Here is a 15,002-nt window from a genome sequence, read left to right as displayed (position 1 = left end):
GGTGAGCTATGGCATCAACGAACGAACTCCAATTTATGCCCCTCGACCTTGATACCTTTAGCGGTAGCGAGCGTTTCATGACCGGCACACGGCTCGGGGCGGCGTTTAGTCAGGGGATGCGTTCATACTTGCGCGCGGCCTATGCCGATGCAATCGAACATTTCAAAGCGGCGCTCATCGCCGCGTATGTCGATGGTGAAGAGCAAGCCCAAATCTACGAGCGGGAACGAGCTATCATTTATCTCTATATTGGCAATTCGCTTGCATTTCAGGAACATTGGGAAGAGGCGTTGCGCGAGTATCTTGAGGCGGTGCAGACCGATCCGCAACTGGCTGAAGCCCACTACAACCTTGGCGTAGCATTTGCCGCGCTTGGTCAGATCGATCGGGCGATTGCCGCTTTCAAAGAGACGCTCGAGCACAACCCCAACCTCTACGAAGCCCACTTTGCGCTGGGCCGCTGCTACCAGCGCATTGACGACGCCGGCAGGGCGTACATTCACTTTAGCAGTGCCTGCAACGCCCGCCCGCAAGCCGCCGAACCGCGCTACTACATGGGCTTGATGCACCAGAGTCACGGCGCCCATGAATTGGCTCAGCGTTGCTTCGCCGAGGCGTTGCGGGTCGAGCCGACCTTTGTCTCGCCAGAGCCGGTGCCCGACGAGCCGCTCGTCAACCGCAGCGAAGAAGAGGTTGCGCAGTGGTATTACCGCTTAAGCCAAGCCCTCAAGCAACAAGGCTACGAAGAAGAGGCTGAGCGGATCTATCGCGCCTTGTTGCAGTGGCGGCCCCAAGAGTACGCTGCTCGCTATCTATTGGGCAATCTGCTCGCGCGCCAGCGCCGGTTTGAGGAAGCCTACGAAGAATACGAGCAGGTGCCGCCGCAGCATCGCCACTATGTCGATGCCCGCTTGCGCATGAGCGCCATCTTGCGTTTGCAAAAGAAACCGAAACAGGCCTATGAAATTCTCTTCGCCTGCGCCCGCCTCAATCCGCACCATGGCCAGCTCTTCTTGCAGATGGGCAAACTTCTCTACGATATGGGGATGAATGCGCAGGCGGCGCGCGCATTTGAGCGCGCTGTGCAACTGATGCCCACCGATGCGCAGGCCCATTATCTGCTTGGCTTCGTCTATAACTCGTTGGGGCGCGATACGTGGGCGCTGGCCGCGTGGCGGAAAGCCGTTCAATTAGCCCCCGATGCCCATTCATTGCGCTTCGATCTGGGGTACATGTACATCCGGCGCGGTCGCTACGATCTGGCCGCGCGCGAGTTTCAACAAGTGCTTGACCAGTGGCCCGACGATCTCGAAACGCAGTTTATGCTCGGCCTCTGTTACAAAGAATTGCTGGAGCCGGCTCGCGCCATCCCGCTGTTTGAAAAGGTGCTGCGCCGCAATCCGCGCCATGCGCAAGCCCTCTACTACCTCGGCGCCTGTTATCTGCAAGTTGGCAATACGTCGTTGGGCAAAGCCTACCTGCGTCGCTACGATCATCTCGTGCGCCAAACGGCGACTATGAATGGGGTGACTCGGCTACGTTCACACCCTACCTCTCGTCTCTCCTCGTAATTTGGCAATACTCTGGTTCGTTCCGTTCGCTACACTAGGATCGGTGCGAATCGATCAACGCGCGTAGAGGCACAAGCATGCAACGAGTAGAGCTGCGTATTCCGTCAATTCCGATCTTCGAACGAGTAGTGCGCGCCAGCGCGGCTGAAATCGGCAGCGCCGCCGGCCTGAGTCCGGAACGGATCGAAGATCTGAAACTTGCAGTGAGTGAGGCGGTCAACAATGCGATTGATCACGGCAATCGCGGCGATACGGCGAAGCTAGTCGGCGTGATCTTTGATATCGACGGCGACAAGCTCGAAATCCGGATCAGCGATCAAGGTGGCGGAGTGGAACGGCTCGATTTCTCGCGGCATGTGATTGATGACGAACGGCTCGATGCCGGTTACTTGCGCGGTTTCGGGATGTACCTGATTAGCGCGCTGGTTGACGATTACGAAGTAGATTCATCACAGCAAGGAACGGTGCTCACGCTCCGTTTGTATCGGAAGGATCGGCAACAATGAGCGACATTATTCGACGGGAAGAGTTTGGTGATGTGGTGGTTCTCCACATCCTGACCACGAGCGTTGATGCGATCTCGGCTGCCGCCATTGCTGCTGAATGCCAAGAGATGCGTCCAATTACCGTGCTCGATTTTAGTGAAGTCTCGTTTATCAATTCAGCCGGTATTTCAGCATTGCTGAAATTTGTCGTGAATGCGCGCAAATCGGGGTATCAACTCTTTGCGATGAATGTGACACCACATCACCAGAAAATCTTTAAGATGGTTGAAATGGCACGGTATATGCCAACGATCGAAGAGCGCGATCTCGCGGCATACCGTTGAGATGCTCAAGAAGTGTAGCCAATCGTGCAACTATAAGAGGGGCAGGCGATCGCCTGCCCCTTTGGTGTTTCATCGCTTGATGGCTTACAGATAACAAATTGATGACATTGCTTGCGCACCGACGTCGGATGCGCAACCACCAGTGCGATATGGTATGATTAAGAGGAAAAGTGACAGGAGGTTGTGCATGAGTTTACGGAAACGCACCGGAAAAGTTGGCGTGGTTGGCACGGGGATGGTTGGCACTTCCTTTGCGTATGCGCTGATGCAGCGCAGCCTCGCCAACGAGTTGGTGCTGATTGATATTGATCATGCCCGCGCCGAAGGTGAAGCGATGGATCTCAACCATGGCTTGCCCTTCGTGCGCCCGATGCGGATCTATGCCGGCACCTATGACGATCTGGCCGGCGCCGATCTGATCGTTATCGCTGCTGGCGCCAACCAGCGGCCCGACGAAACTCGTCTCGATCTGCTTGGCCGCAATACCGCCATCTTCCGCGAGATCATCCCGGCTATTCTGGCCGCTAACGATGATGGCATTATTGTGGTAGCCACTAACCCGGTTGATATTCTCACCACGATCGGCGCCCAGATTGCTGGCCCGGCAGCGAATCGGGTGATCGGGTCGGGCACCATCCTTGATACCGCCCGCTTCCGGTACTTGCTCGGCCAACATTACGGGGTTGATCCGCGCTCGGTACATGCTTATATTGTTGGTGAACATGGTGATAGCGAACTAGCGCTCTGGAGTCTGGCGAATATCGCCGGCGTCCGGCTGGTTGATTTTGTTGGCGCTAATGGGCAGGGGTACGATCAAGCGGCGCTCGACGCCATCCTCAAACAAACGCGCAATGCCGCGTATGAGATTATCAAGCGCAAGCGGGCAACCTATTACGCGATTGGCTTGGGCTTGCTCTCAATTGCAGAAGCGGTGCTGCGCGACCAACATACGGTTATGACGATTAGCAGCCTGATGACCGGCCAGTATGGCGTGACCGGTATTGCCATCAGTTTGCCGACGATCGTCGGTCGCGATGGCGCGGAAGAGGTGCTCAATCTGCCCTTATCGGACCAAGAAGTCGCGCTCTTCCAGCGTTCAGCTACGATCCTGAAAGAGAATCTGGCTCACGTCAGTTAGGGCTAAGCCAGCAGTCGAGGAGAGTGCGCCGTGCCACCCACAATCATGGTTGTTGAAGATGATGCCGCGACACGCCGGTTGTACCGGTTTTTGCTGCGGAATAGCGGCTACGATGTGATCGAAGCCGAAGATGGGATTGATGCCCTTGAGAAGTTGGCAGTTCATGACTGTGATGTGATCATCACCGACATGAATATGCCGCGCATGGGTGGCATCGAGTTGGTACGCACGCTCCGCCAGAATCGCTCGCAAGTCTATGTCATTATGGTGACGGCCTTCGGCACCCCCGACACCGAGAAGAACGCCTTCCGCACTGGCGTGAACGAATATTTAACCAAACCGTTCGATTTTGACGAGCTTGAGCGGCGATTGCAAAATTATTTCGCTCGCCGTAATCAAGCGGAATCGTGAACACCGGCGCCGCCCACGACATCATCGGCGGCGCCGTCAGTTCAGTACGCTAATGGCAATATTGTCATCAGCCACGGCGCTGCTGTAGTCTTGGTGCAACGTTGGCATGGTTATACTGCTTTAGGGTAGTAATTGACCATGCACTGCGCCTGTTTGTTGTTGATCTGAGGAGCCTCTCGTATGGCGGATTATGCAAGTCCTTCTCCGATTGCCCGCCCCCGGATCCTCGTTGTGGAAGATGAGACTAATATCCGCGAGTTTTGCCGTCTCCTCCTGCGGCGTGAATATGGCGTGGTTGTCGCCGAGCACGGGCTAGCGGCGATCACGATGTTGCAACAGCAACCCTTTGATCTCGTGGTGACCGATCTCCAAATGCCGCACGTCGATGGGATTGCTTTGATCCACCATCTGCGCGCTCACTATCTCGACACTGACGTGATTGTCATGACGGCGAATGCGACGGTGGAAACGGCGCGCGAGGCGCTGAAGCTCGGTGCGCTTGATTATATCGCCAAGCCGGTGGATGCCGAGCAGTTGCAAAAAACTATCCGCACCGCACTAGAGATACGCCGGATCAGGCGCGAGAAAGAACGGCTGTCCGATCTGGTGTTGATGTACCAGTTTAGCCAAGCGATCGCTACCTCGCTTGATATAGAAGAGCAGACCGCTCGCTTGGTCGAGTTCGTGGGCCGGCGTTTTGCGCCTATCCATATCGGCTTGTCGTTGGTGGACACCAATGATGAGACTTTAGTGGTGCTGATCGGTTCTGCGACGGGCAATCATCTGTCGTTAGCCGCGGTTGACGAACAGACGCTGTCCGCTGCCCATCGTCGCCTCATCGCCTTGCCAGCCACATCGCAGGGACGTGCGATCGAAGTGGTGTTGCGCAGTCGCGATCGGGCGATTGGCATGCTTGATCTGGCGCGTTCTGATGAACAACCGCCCTTTGATGCCGCCGAACGGCATCTGATCGAAGTCTTTGCGTCACAGATCGCCGCCGCTCTTGACAATGCCCGGCTGTACCGGACACTCAAAGATCAATACGAGCAGATGATTGCAGCGCTGGCCGGCGCAATCGAGGCGCGCGATTCCTATACCTATGGCCATTCGCGCCAAGTTACGCGCTATGCCGTTCGCTTGGCAATGGAATTGGGCCTGAGCGAGGCTGAGATCGAGCGCATTCATTATGCTGGGTTGCTGCATGACATTGGCAAAATCGGGGTGCGCGACGATGTCTTACTCAAGGCAGGTCCGTTGGCTGCCGAAGAGCTGACTCAGATGCGTCGCCATCCCCAAATCGGTGTGCGCATCCTCGAACAGATCCACGGGTTACGCGATATATTGCCGCTGATTGCCGCCCACCACGAGCGCGTCGATGGCAATGGCTATCCGCTGGGTCTGCGGGGTGATGAAATTCCGCTCGGCGCGCGGATTTTGGCGGTCGCCGATGCCTTCGAGGCGCTGACTGCCGATCGCGCCTATCGCGCGGCGCTTGATCCCGAACAGGCGCTCCAAGTCATTCAACGCGGGCGAGGCAGCCATTGGGATGCGCAGATTGTTGATGTCTTCGTGGCGATGATGCGACGCGAACGGTTGTGGGAACAGTCGCCCCGCTTGCGCCAAGCTACGCGGGTGCAAGCGCCGATTGAGTCGTAGGCGGCGCGTCAGATCAAGGCCTCGATAATGCGCGCGATGATCGCGAAGAAGCCAAGCACGACCAATCCGAACGTCACGATTCCGCCAATGAAGTCGCCAACCGTCGGTTTGGCTACCGTGACCGTTTCGACGGCCTGCGCTGGGCAGCCGGCTGGTGCAGGCTCGACGGTCTGATCACGCTGAAGATATCCATAGGCAAGGCAGGTTGTGCCGTGCTGATCGCTGCGCAGCACATGGCGAAAGGCGATCGGCAGCCCAATGGCAGTAAAGAAGTCGGCCCGATCTTGCCATTGAAAGTGCAGGTGCGGTTCACTGGAATGGCCAGAGTTGCCGCAGGCGCCGATGAGTTGGCCGGCACGCACCGTCTCGCCAGTGGTTACGCAGACACTGCCCTGCTGCAAGTGGGCATAGAGGGTGTAGGCGTGCTCGTGATGCTTGATGATGACGTAATTCCCGCGCAGATTAGGCGTGGTGACATCGATCCAACCGGCGCCAGCGTGGGGATCGTCGCGAATGTCGTTGCGCACGGCGACAACGACGCCATCGGCGGCGGCCAGCACTGGCTGCCCGAACGCGAGGTAGTTGGCCGGTTGGCGTGGATCGCCGCGGTAGGTCAGACCGATCGCTTCATCAACGATCACAAAATCATACGCATACCGCTGGCTGATGAGGCCCCATGAGTGCGATGTTTGCCGATCAACCCCGCTGTTGAACACCTTCCAGCGCCCGTGAAACGGTAATTGGACGGCAAAGGCTTCATCATAGGCGACGCCGCGCCGGAGGCCGCGCCATTGCGCTGCCACTTGCCCGCCGGCTTGCCGGAGGGTGAGTGCGAAGCCCTGAATGTTGAATAGACTCCAAATCGTGACTGAAACGAAATACGCGGTAATGATTCTAAGCGCCTGCAATGCGGTGATCATACGATCGCACTTTACACTGCGGTGGAAGCTGATCGTGACAAACGGGAAGCGTTGCCGTACTCATTGTACGTTGGGGGTATGGGTTGTGTTGCACTGGGGCGGTGGATCTGTGCTTGCGCGATCGGAAAGGGCTGTGGCGGAGGCATCGCTTAGCAGGCTGTGATGGTGTCAGGAACTAATGTTGTGTGCTTGACGTTGAATCAGACAGGCGGGTATAATCGCTGTGGCTCTTTACCGAAGATCGTCTCAGCTTGCATGCGATTTATCACGTATCAGGAACAACTCAGTTCGATTTTGGTGAGGATTAGCTACTATGAACAAAGCAGGCTGATCACTGCGATCATGCCGCAATAGCGCGGAGTGATGAAATAAGGGAGATTCTGCATGACACGACGGATCTTTGCTGCGCTAGGGTTGTTGGTACTAGCGGTTTCATTGCTGGCGTGGCCTCAGCCCGGTGCAGCGCAGGGTGGAGTGCCCGATACCTATCCGCCGTATCAGGTCCGCTACTTTCCCGAAACCGGGCATAGCGCGGTCAATTGGTTTCTAGAGACGTGGAAGAACACGCCCAATGCGCTCTTTGTGCTCGGTTACCCGATCTCAGAGCCGTTTATCGAAGAGAGCTTTACCGAGCCGGGCAAGTTTTATCGCGTGCAGTATTTCGAGCGTGCCATTCTTGAAGAACACCCTGAAAACTTCAGCACCCAGAACAATCGCTACTACATTTTGGGCCGGTTGTTAGGCAGACGGCTCGTGCAAGGGCGTGAGAATGAGCCGCCCTTCCAGCGTGTACCTGATCCGGGTGACGGTACATGGTTTGCGCAAACCGGCCACACCCTGCGCAACAGTCCGGCCCCGTTCCGCACCTTCTGGCTCAACAACGGCGGCCTTGAGGTGTTTGGCTATCCGCTTTCCGAACAGTTCCAAGAGCGTAATCAGGCCACCGGCGAGGTCTACTGGGTGCAATACTTCGAGCGCCAGCGTATGGAGTGGCACCCCGATGAGCCTGATCCGCGCTACCGGATTCTGCTTGGCTTGCTGGGGAATGAGTACCGCGATCTGCGCCACCGCACCAATCCGGCATTTAACTATCGCCCACCTGATCAGTCGTTGCCGCGCCAATTTATCTACGGCTTCAACGCCCATCTCTATGGGCAGGGCACGCAGTGGCAGGATCGCAACCGTGTCTTGCAGATGAGCCGCGATGCCGGTATGTCCTGGATTCGCCAGCAGGTGCGCTGGATGGACTTGCACGATCGATCGGGTGCGATCTACTGGGCTGAACTCGATGATATTGTGGCTGATGCCAACCGGCAAGGCGTGAGTCTGTTGCTCAGCGTGGTCGCTGCGCCGAGTTGGGCGACGGCGAACGGCAGCAACGGTATGCCGAGGCGCGAAAACTTTAAGGACTTCGCCTATTTTATGGGCGAGATGGCGAAACGCTACAAGGGTCGGGTGCAGGCCTACCAGATTTGGAATGAGCAGAACCGCGCTTGTGAGAACGGCGGCGATTGCGCTCGCGATGGCGGCGTTGGCGGGCGGGTAGCCGATGCAAGTTACTACGTTGATCTGCTCGAAGTCGCTTACAAGGCGATTAAGGCCAATGACCCCATGGCGATTGTGGTCAGCGGCGCGCCAACCAGCACCGAGACCAACAATCCGAATATCGCGTTGAGCGATACGTCGTATATGCGCTCGATGGCTTCAAACCCCAAGTTCCGTGCCAATGTTGACGCCATCGCAGTCCATCCCGGCGGCCATTACAATCCGCCTGATACGCTCTGGCCCGACCGGCCCGGCCCCGGCCCCGAATGGCGCACAAGCCGCGAGTTCTACTTCCGTCGCGTTGAAGATATTCGCAATGTGTTGGTACAGAACGGCTTGGCCGACAAACAGATCTGGATTACCGAGTTTGGGTGGGCAACGCGCAATAATACGCCGGGTTACGAGTACGGCAACTCGATCTCGTTCGAGCAGCAAGCCGAGTGGATCGTGCGCGCCTTCCAGATCGGTCGCCGCGAGTATGCGCCGTGGGTGGGGGCAATGTTCCTCTGGAACCTAAACTTTGCCGTACCGTGGCGGACGCAAGGCAATGAGTTGCACGAGCAGGCTTCGTTTGGCGTGATTAACGGCGATTGGAGCCCCCGTCCAGCGTGGTTTGCCATTCAGGCTATGCCGAAGGATTAGGCGGGGTAAGCCATTGTCTTGCCCCATTGGGTAAGCATTGAACCACAACGTGATATGTCGAGGTACGTATGAAACGATTTCATTCCCGGCGCTGGCCGGCACTGGTGCTGATCTTGATGCTCTTGGCTGCCGTATTGGCGGCATGTGGTGGCCAGCCGGCCAACCCGCCAGTGAGTAATGTGCCGACTGCTGCGGTAGTAACGCCTGATACAGCGACGGCGCCCACTACAGCGCCGACCACTGTACCCACGGCGGCGCCGACCACAGCGCCGGTCGAACCGACGGCGACCCCGGCTGAACCGACGCCGGTGCCGGTCAATCCTGATTATCTTGAGTTTGGCATCGTCGGCCACTTGTATTACACCGACCGCGATCGGGTGTTGCAGTTGACGAAAAATGCCGGTTTTGACTGGTTCCGCCAGCAGGTGGTCTGGATGGATATTGAGGATCCGGTGAAGGGCATCTATGGCTGGGATGAGATGGATCGGATCGTGGACGTCGCTAACCGGTTTGGGATTAAGTTGTTGGTGAATGTGGTGCGTTCGCCGACAGCTTACAACGCGACCAACGGTCTGCCCGACGATCCTGAGACGCTGGCCAATTTCCTTGAGCAGATGGTGCGCCGCTATGGCGATAAGATTCAGGCGTACGAAATTTGGAACGAGCCGAATCTCGCGGTTGAAAACGGCGGCGAAATTGTGCCGGAAGATGTCGGGCACTACGTGGAGATTTTGAAGGCGGCGTACACCCGGATTAAGTCGCTGAAGCCGGACGCGATCGTGCTAGCGGCAGCGTCGTCGTCGAGCGGCGTGACGAATCCGGCCATCGCGCTCTCGGATCAAGAGTTCTACCGCCTGATGTACACCTACAACAATGGTGAAGTGCGCAACTACTTCGATGTGCAGGCGGTGCATCCGGGTGGCGCGGCGAATCCGCCTGATACGCTCTGGCCCGACAATCCGAGCTATATTCCCGGTTGCCAGCCGGCGCCCGATCGCTGCTGGAACGACCACGAAACGCACTACTTCCGCCACGTCGAGAATGTGCGCAAATGGATGGAACAGTACGGGATGGGCGATAAGGAGATCTGGATTACCGAGTACGGCTGGGCGACGCCGAATAACACACCGGGTTATGAGTTCGGCAACTATGTGACGCCAGAGCAGCAGGCGGAGTACATCCGCGCGGCGATGCTGCGCGTTTACGACAACTATCCGTTTGTGGGCAATATGTTCCTTTGGAACATCAACTTTGCCGTGCTCTGGGGCGAGCAAGGCAATCCGAACCACGAGCAGGCTGCCTTCGGCATCCTCAACCCCGACTGGAGCCCACGGTTGTCGTATCTGCGTGCGCAAGATACAATTGCTCTGATCAAGACGTGGCAGGGACGGTTTGTCGCGCCGTGATGCGGTAGGGGCGGTTCACAGCACCGCCCCGGCGCGGCGTCACTCGCTGGTTTAGGGGCGGTTCACAGCACCGCCCCTACGTTCACCCCCAATGTGGCTACTATCATTTCCCCCCATTCACGCTCCAGCTCGCCGGCCAGCAGCCAACCGGCGGAGTGGGGTTGCGCGATCATGCCGAGTACGTTGCGGTACGCCGCTGGCAGCGGAATTTCAGGCATAATCCAGCCTTCAGCGGTGGGAACAAGGCGTAGGGCTGGCGGTTCGGGCAATTGGCCATAAGCAGCCAAGATCGCCTCGTCAGCCGGCAATGTCTGCCAGCCGGTGGCTACAATGCGCAGATAGTCAGCCGGCCCGCGCCCGTGACGCCGGCGCACGATCTGGCCTTCCGGTAGTTCGAGCGTGCCATCAGGACTGGTCAGCAGGTTGCGCCAGCCGTTGGGGGCGGTCAGATCAAGCACACTGAGTTGCCGCTTGGCACTAGTGGTGAGACGGCGCGGCGGGCCGAGTTGCGTTGACAGCGGCGCGGGGAGGGCAGCGATCCGGTCGGGGATGGTCAGGGTGACGAAACCACGGCTGGCGAGCCGGCCAAGCAGACCGGCGCGGCGCCAACTGGTGAGATGAAAATGAAACCCCTCGCGCTCGCCCTCACCGCGCAAGACGGGGCCAAGCGCCGGGTTGTGGATGAGGAAGAGGTTGGGCCGGATCTCTTCAAAATCGGCGGGAGCGCCGGGACGGCGACGAGAAGTCATAGCAGTGATTGGGAATAGCCATAAAGCGATGCAAAAGGTTGGTCTTGAACACGTAATGTTCTCGTGCATGGTATAGCATGCATCTGCGAGACAGCGATGTTGCGCTCCGATGGCGGGCTAGCGGCCCGTGCGCCGGTGAGTTCAAGGGCAGACAGAACCATGAGCGCAGATTTGGTTGATAGCTTTGAGATGCTTTGGTTTACCCTCATCCCCCCGACCCTTTCCTACTGGCGCGGGAGAGGGAAGCGCAGAGCCGGGCTTTGCGGCATCGCACAGCGATCAACGGTTGTGCTCAACCCAAGGTGCTTTCCGCCCCTAAAGCTCCGGTGGGAGGTGGCGGGCCGGCGGCCTGTGCTCCCGCTCGCGGCCACCTCACGACGATAACCCGAACCGTTGCAGGTTAGGTGCGGTATAAGCGTGACAAATCGCGATCGCGAGCGCATCAGCGGCATCATCCGGGCGCGGCACGGTGGTCAGGCCAAGGGTCAGGCGCACCATCTCTTGCATTTGGCGCTTATCAGCGCCGCCGTAGCCGGCCACCGCCTGCTTCACCGCCAGCGGTTTATACTCATGAACCGGAATACCGGCTTGGGCGAGCGCCAGCAACACCACCCCGCGCGCTTGGCCGACGGTCAGGGCCGTATTGACATTCTTGCCGAAGAAGAGTTCTTCGACCGCGGCGGTATTGGGGCGGAGGCGTTCGATAATAGCGCGCAACCCATTATAGAGCTGCAACAACCGTTCAGGTTGGGGCATACCGGCGGGGGTGGTGAGGGCACCGGTCTCGATCAGGCGTAACTGACCGCCCGCCATCTCAACCACACCCCACCCCATCGTTGCGGTACCCGGATCAATCCCAAGCACGCGCACAATGCTCCTCGTTGGCGATGCCGGTTGCTGAGTGCAAGTTATGAATCGAAGCGCGCAACCAGCTCGGCGGTAATATCGAGGTTAGAATAGACCTTTTGCACATCGTCGAGGTCTTCGAGCTTCTCGATCAAGCGCAGGGCGGCCAGCGCATCTTTCTCATCGGGTTGGATGAGGGTCTTGGCACGCATGATCTTCTCGGCATTGCTGATCGGCACGCCTTGATCGAGCAACGCTTGCCGGATGGCGTTGAGTTGCGTCCACTCGCAGTAAATTTCGAGCGTCTCGTCATCAAGCACGACATCATCGGCGCCGGCATCGATCGCGATCAATTGCAGCTCATCGGGATCGCGCTTGGTCGCGCTGAGGTCAACGGTAATCAAGCCCTTTTGCTCAAACATCCACGAGACGGAACCGGGTTCGCCGGGGTTGCCGCCATTCTTGTTGAAGGTCGCGCGCACCTCAGAGTTGGTGCGGTTGCGGTTATCGGTTGCGGCTTCGATCAAAATGGCGACTCCGCCGGGGCCGTACCCTTCGTAGAAAATCTCTTCGATAGCGGCTTCGTTTGATTTGCCCAAGCCGCGGTCGATCGCGCGCTGAATATTCTCGTTCGGCATATTATTGGCGCGCGCCTTTTCCACTGCCAGCCGCAAGCGGAAATTCATATCGGGGTCGCCGCTACCGCCTTCGCGGGTGGCAATCGTAATATCGCGAGCCAATTTGGTAAAGAGCTGGCCGCGCCGCTGATCATTCACGCCTTTGGTACGACGAATAGTATGCCACTTCGAATGGCCGGACATAGCACCTAGCCTCCTTAGTCATAGAAGGTTATACTGTACCCAATTATAGCATGGTCATTGAGCGAGGCTGTGCGGGTAGATCAATTTGGCTGGCGGCGGCGTTTAAGTAGACAGAATCATGGACGGGTGCCGGCAGGAGAGCGGTATGAAACCTGTGCTGACGGATCGGGTGCATTGTCTCCCCAACGACATCTACGTTGTTACGACAGCAGCCGGCAATGTATTGGTCAACAGCCCGCCGGAGAGCTTGAAATTTCTGCTGGCGCAGGGTTTGCCGCCGCCAGCGTACGTGCTCTTGCCGCCGGATGCGCCAACGGGGAGCGAACCCAGTTCGCGCGGATTTGTGCGACGCGGGATTAACTACGCCAGTGTGGAATTCTTGATCTATGCCAACTTTTTTGGGCAGCAGCGCCGGATGACCTTGATCACGACGACGGCAGCACAGGCGCAGCGATTGTACACCTTGCTGCGCGAAACGATCAACGGCCCGGCGGTGCTAGCCGATTGGCCGGGGGCATGGTTGCGGCAAGAATGTGAGACGGTCGCGTTTTACCCGCCGCTGGGGCGCGCGCCCACGGTTGATGATATGGTAACGATCGTGGCGTTGGAAGAGGGCGGCGGCAATGTAGGGCCGGTGCAGATTGAGTTTGACGGGAGCGATTTTCGTTTCCTTGAGCAAGGCGTCGAGATTGCGCGTGTTCCCGCCGTGATCAATAGTGTGGCTCATCCCTTGGCAGTAGCGCCGCCGCGACCATTGGTGCGGCAGACGATTACGTTACAGTTTATTGGCGGGAGCGATGGGTTTGACCCGACCGGCATCACCACCTGTTTTCTGGCCTATCTAGGGGCCGGCCAACCGTTATTATTCGACGCGGCGGCCTATCTCAATGTGCGATTGGCGCATTTGGGCCTGTCGCCGCGCCAACTGGATTTGGTTATCATCTCGCACCTGCATGAGGATCACATTGCTGGGTTACCCGAACTCATTCTCGCTGGCGGCAAGCGGGTGCGGTTGGTGACGGCGCAGCCGATCTATCGCTCGCTGTTGCGCGTACTAGGGGCAATGCTCGATCTGCCGCCAGCGGAAGTGGCCGAATTATTCGACTTCTCCCCGCTTGATCCCGGCCAACCATTAGAGGTGCATGGCTACCGGTTTGAAGCGACCTACGCGTTGCATTCGATCCCGACCATTGCGGTGCGGGTGGGGGGGATCGGCTATTCGGGTGACATGCGCTACGACGAGGCGTGGTTAGAGCATCTGCATCAGAGCGGCCAGCTCAGTGCCGAGCGGCTGGCCGCATTGCGCCGGTTTGCCGAAGGGGTAGAGGTGCTGGTGCATGATATGGGGGGCGGCGCTATCCACACCACGCCGACCGCGCAACTCTTGCGTGAGCTAAGCGCTAAGAGCCGGCGGTTAGTGCTGGCCCATACCAGTCGCCAAGATTGGGAAGTCGCCGATGAATTGGCTGGCCGGGTGGAAGTGGCGGTGAGCGGGCATATTGTGGGGTTAGGGGAAGTTGTAGCCGATGACGAACAGCGCCAGCGGTTTGAGACTCTTACCATTTGCCCGATCTTTGCCCGCTTGCCGGCGGCTGAACGGGCCGAGCTGGCGACGCAATGCGCGGTGCTCACCTATCCGGCAGGGTACACCATCGCCCACGAAGGCGATGGTTCAGACGGCAGCGCGTATGTGATCCATCACGGGATCATCGAGATCTTGGTCGGCGGCGAACCGGTGCGGTTGTTAGGGCGCGGCAACAGCTTAGGCGAGCGGGGGGCCTTGATGGGCGAGCCGCGCACGAGCACGATGCGCGCGCACAGCGAAGCGCAATTGCTGCATATTGCGCCTGATCTGTTTACTGAGGTGGCGCGCCAGCTGGGTTTGCATGATGCACTTGCTCGCGCTGAATGGTTGTGGCAACAACCGGCATTAGGGCAGTTGCCGTGGGCGACCTTGCTCGATCTGGCGCTCGATTTTACGCCGCGCCCTGTTCCAGCGGGGACAACCCTTTGCCGGCAGGGTGAGATTGGCGTAACCGGCTATTTGCTGGTGTCAGGGCGATTGGCGTTTGCCGGCGCGACGACCGGCACCAGCGAGCGGAGCGGCGATTGCTTTGGGATGCGGGCAGCGTTACGGGGTGAACCGTACCGGATGACGGTGACGGCGTTGACCGACAGCATCGTGTGGAGCATTGACGCGCCGGCGCTACAGCGGCTCTATCTGATCTACCCCGACCTGTTGTTACACCTGCACACGATCGATCGGTAGCGGGGATCAGAAGCTCATTGCACTGCGGTTAGCGCACTGCGGTGCTGGCGCCAACTATTTGACAAAGTGGGGGGAGCGTAGTATTATGTTGTCGCGTCGGGAAACCGCGCCATGCCGAAGTGGCGGAACTGGCAGACGCGCTACGTTCAGGGCGTAGTGAGGGTGACCTCGTGTGGGTTCAAATCCCACCTTCGGCACC

13 protein-coding genes and 1 tRNA gene are annotated in these 15,002 nt (G+C 58.4%); 10 read left to right on the top strand and 4 right to left on the bottom strand.

The window, feature by feature from the left end:
* Window positions 1-8: 8 nt before the first annotated feature.
* The 6 genes from U9R61_RS10780 (at window position 9) to U9R61_RS10755 (ending at window position 5,605) form a co-directional block, all read left to right on the top strand.
* Window positions 9-1,571, top strand: coding sequence for a tetratricopeptide repeat protein (locus U9R61_RS10780; RefSeq protein WP_322488821.1), 1,563 nt, complete (start codon window positions 9-11; stop codon window positions 1,569-1,571).
* A gap of 77 nt (window positions 1,572-1,648) precedes the next feature.
* Window positions 1,649-2,077 (top strand): ATP-binding protein, encoded by a 429-nt coding sequence (locus tag U9R61_RS10775; protein WP_322488820.1) that lies wholly within the window; start codon window positions 1,649-1,651, stop codon window positions 2,075-2,077.
* On the top strand, window positions 2,074-2,400 hold the full coding sequence (locus U9R61_RS10770) for an STAS domain-containing protein (RefSeq protein WP_066788981.1): 327 nt from the start codon (window positions 2,074-2,076) through the stop codon (window positions 2,398-2,400). Before U9R61_RS10775 ends, U9R61_RS10770 begins: the two co-directional genes overlap by 4 nt.
* A gap of 187 nt (window positions 2,401-2,587) precedes the next feature.
* Window positions 2,588-3,538, top strand: a complete 951-nt coding sequence (locus tag U9R61_RS10765) for an L-lactate dehydrogenase (protein ID WP_322488819.1) — start codon at window positions 2,588-2,590, stop codon at window positions 3,536-3,538.
* Window positions 3,539-3,568: 30 nt separating this feature from the next.
* A complete protein-coding gene (locus tag U9R61_RS10760; RefSeq protein WP_066788972.1) occupies window positions 3,569-3,949 on the top strand; it encodes a response regulator in 381 nt (126 codons plus the stop codon).
* 180 nt (window positions 3,950-4,129) lie between these two features.
* On the top strand, window positions 4,130-5,605 hold the full coding sequence (locus tag U9R61_RS10755) for an HD domain-containing phosphohydrolase (protein ID WP_322488818.1): 1,476 nt from the start codon (window positions 4,130-4,132) through the stop codon (window positions 5,603-5,605).
* 8 nt (window positions 5,606-5,613) lie between these two features.
* On the opposite strand, the gene U9R61_RS10750 is transcribed toward U9R61_RS10755, so the two are convergent.
* Window positions 5,614-6,525, bottom strand: coding sequence for a M23 family metallopeptidase (locus U9R61_RS10750; protein ID WP_322488817.1), 912 nt, complete (start codon window positions 6,523-6,525; stop codon window positions 5,614-5,616).
* 384 nt (window positions 6,526-6,909) lie between these two features.
* On the opposite strand from U9R61_RS10750, the gene U9R61_RS10745 reads away from it, so the two are divergent.
* Both U9R61_RS10745 and U9R61_RS10740 read left to right on the top strand, forming a co-directional pair.
* Window positions 6,910-8,712 carry a hypothetical protein gene (locus tag U9R61_RS10745; protein WP_322488816.1) on the top strand — a complete coding sequence of 601 codons (1,803 nt, stop codon included), beginning with the start codon at window positions 6,910-6,912 and terminating at the stop codon, window positions 8,710-8,712.
* A gap of 68 nt (window positions 8,713-8,780) precedes the next feature.
* Window positions 8,781-10,118, top strand: a complete 1,338-nt coding sequence (locus tag U9R61_RS10740) for a hypothetical protein (RefSeq protein ID WP_322488815.1) — start codon at window positions 8,781-8,783, stop codon at window positions 10,116-10,118.
* Between the two features lie 62 nt (window positions 10,119-10,180).
* On the opposite strand, the gene U9R61_RS10735 is transcribed toward U9R61_RS10740, so the two are convergent.
* The 3 genes from U9R61_RS10735 to U9R61_RS10725 form a co-directional block, all read right to left on the bottom strand.
* Window positions 10,181-10,867, bottom strand: a complete 687-nt coding sequence (locus U9R61_RS10735; protein ID WP_322488814.1) for a hypothetical protein — start codon at window positions 10,865-10,867, stop codon at window positions 10,181-10,183.
* A gap of 372 nt (window positions 10,868-11,239) precedes the next feature.
* Window positions 11,240-11,737, bottom strand: a complete 498-nt coding sequence (gene ruvC, locus U9R61_RS10730; RefSeq protein WP_322488813.1) for a crossover junction endodeoxyribonuclease RuvC — start codon at window positions 11,735-11,737, stop codon at window positions 11,240-11,242.
* 38 nt (window positions 11,738-11,775) lie between these two features.
* Window positions 11,776-12,534, bottom strand: coding sequence for a YebC/PmpR family DNA-binding transcriptional regulator (locus tag U9R61_RS10725; protein ID WP_066788950.1), 759 nt, complete (start codon window positions 12,532-12,534; stop codon window positions 11,776-11,778).
* Between the two features lie 145 nt (window positions 12,535-12,679).
* On the opposite strand from U9R61_RS10725, the gene U9R61_RS10720 reads away from it, so the two are divergent.
* A complete protein-coding gene (locus U9R61_RS10720) occupies window positions 12,680-14,803 on the top strand; it encodes a cyclic nucleotide-binding domain-containing protein (RefSeq protein WP_322488812.1) in 2,124 nt (707 codons plus the stop codon).
* A gap of 113 nt (window positions 14,804-14,916) precedes the next feature.
* A tRNA-Leu gene (locus U9R61_RS10715) sits at window positions 14,917-15,000 on the top strand.
* The last annotated feature ends 2 nt before the right edge of the window (window positions 15,001-15,002 follow it).

It is taken from the genome of Chloroflexus sp., assembly GCF_034431535.1.
GTDB lineage: Bacteria > Chloroflexota > Chloroflexia > Chloroflexales > Chloroflexaceae > Chloroflexus.
Note: the sequence above shows the minus strand (reverse complement) of the source record. Positions and strands in the feature narration are given on the sequence as shown.

Excerpts from the sequence above, each read along its gene's own strand:
- U9R61_RS10780 (WP_322488821.1), top strand. The coding sequence starts at position 9 with ATGGCATCAACGAACGAACTCCAATTTATGCCCCTCGACCTTGATACC.
- U9R61_RS10775 (WP_322488820.1), top strand. The coding sequence starts at position 1,649 with ATGCAACGAGTAGAGCTGCGTATTCCGTCAATTCCGATCTTCGAACGA.
- U9R61_RS10770 (WP_066788981.1), top strand. The coding sequence starts at position 2,074 with ATGAGCGACATTATTCGACGGGAAGAGTTTGGTGATGTGGTGGTTCTC.
- U9R61_RS10765 (WP_322488819.1), top strand. The coding sequence starts at position 2,588 with ATGAGTTTACGGAAACGCACCGGAAAAGTTGGCGTGGTTGGCACGGGG.
- U9R61_RS10755 (WP_322488818.1), top strand. The coding sequence starts at position 4,130 with ATGGCGGATTATGCAAGTCCTTCTCCGATTGCCCGCCCCCGGATCCTC.
- U9R61_RS10750 (WP_322488817.1), bottom strand. The coding sequence starts at position 6,525 with ATGATCACCGCATTGCAGGCGCTTAGAATCATTACCGCGTATTTCGTT.
- U9R61_RS10745 (WP_322488816.1), top strand. The coding sequence starts at position 6,910 with ATGACACGACGGATCTTTGCTGCGCTAGGGTTGTTGGTACTAGCGGTT.
- U9R61_RS10740 (WP_322488815.1), top strand. The coding sequence starts at position 8,781 with ATGAAACGATTTCATTCCCGGCGCTGGCCGGCACTGGTGCTGATCTTG.
- U9R61_RS10735 (WP_322488814.1), bottom strand. The coding sequence starts at position 10,867 with ATGACTTCTCGTCGCCGTCCCGGCGCTCCCGCCGATTTTGAAGAGATC.
- U9R61_RS10725 (WP_066788950.1), bottom strand. The coding sequence starts at position 12,534 with ATGTCCGGCCATTCGAAGTGGCATACTATTCGTCGTACCAAAGGCGTG.
- U9R61_RS10720 (WP_322488812.1), top strand. The coding sequence starts at position 12,680 with ATGAAACCTGTGCTGACGGATCGGGTGCATTGTCTCCCCAACGACATC.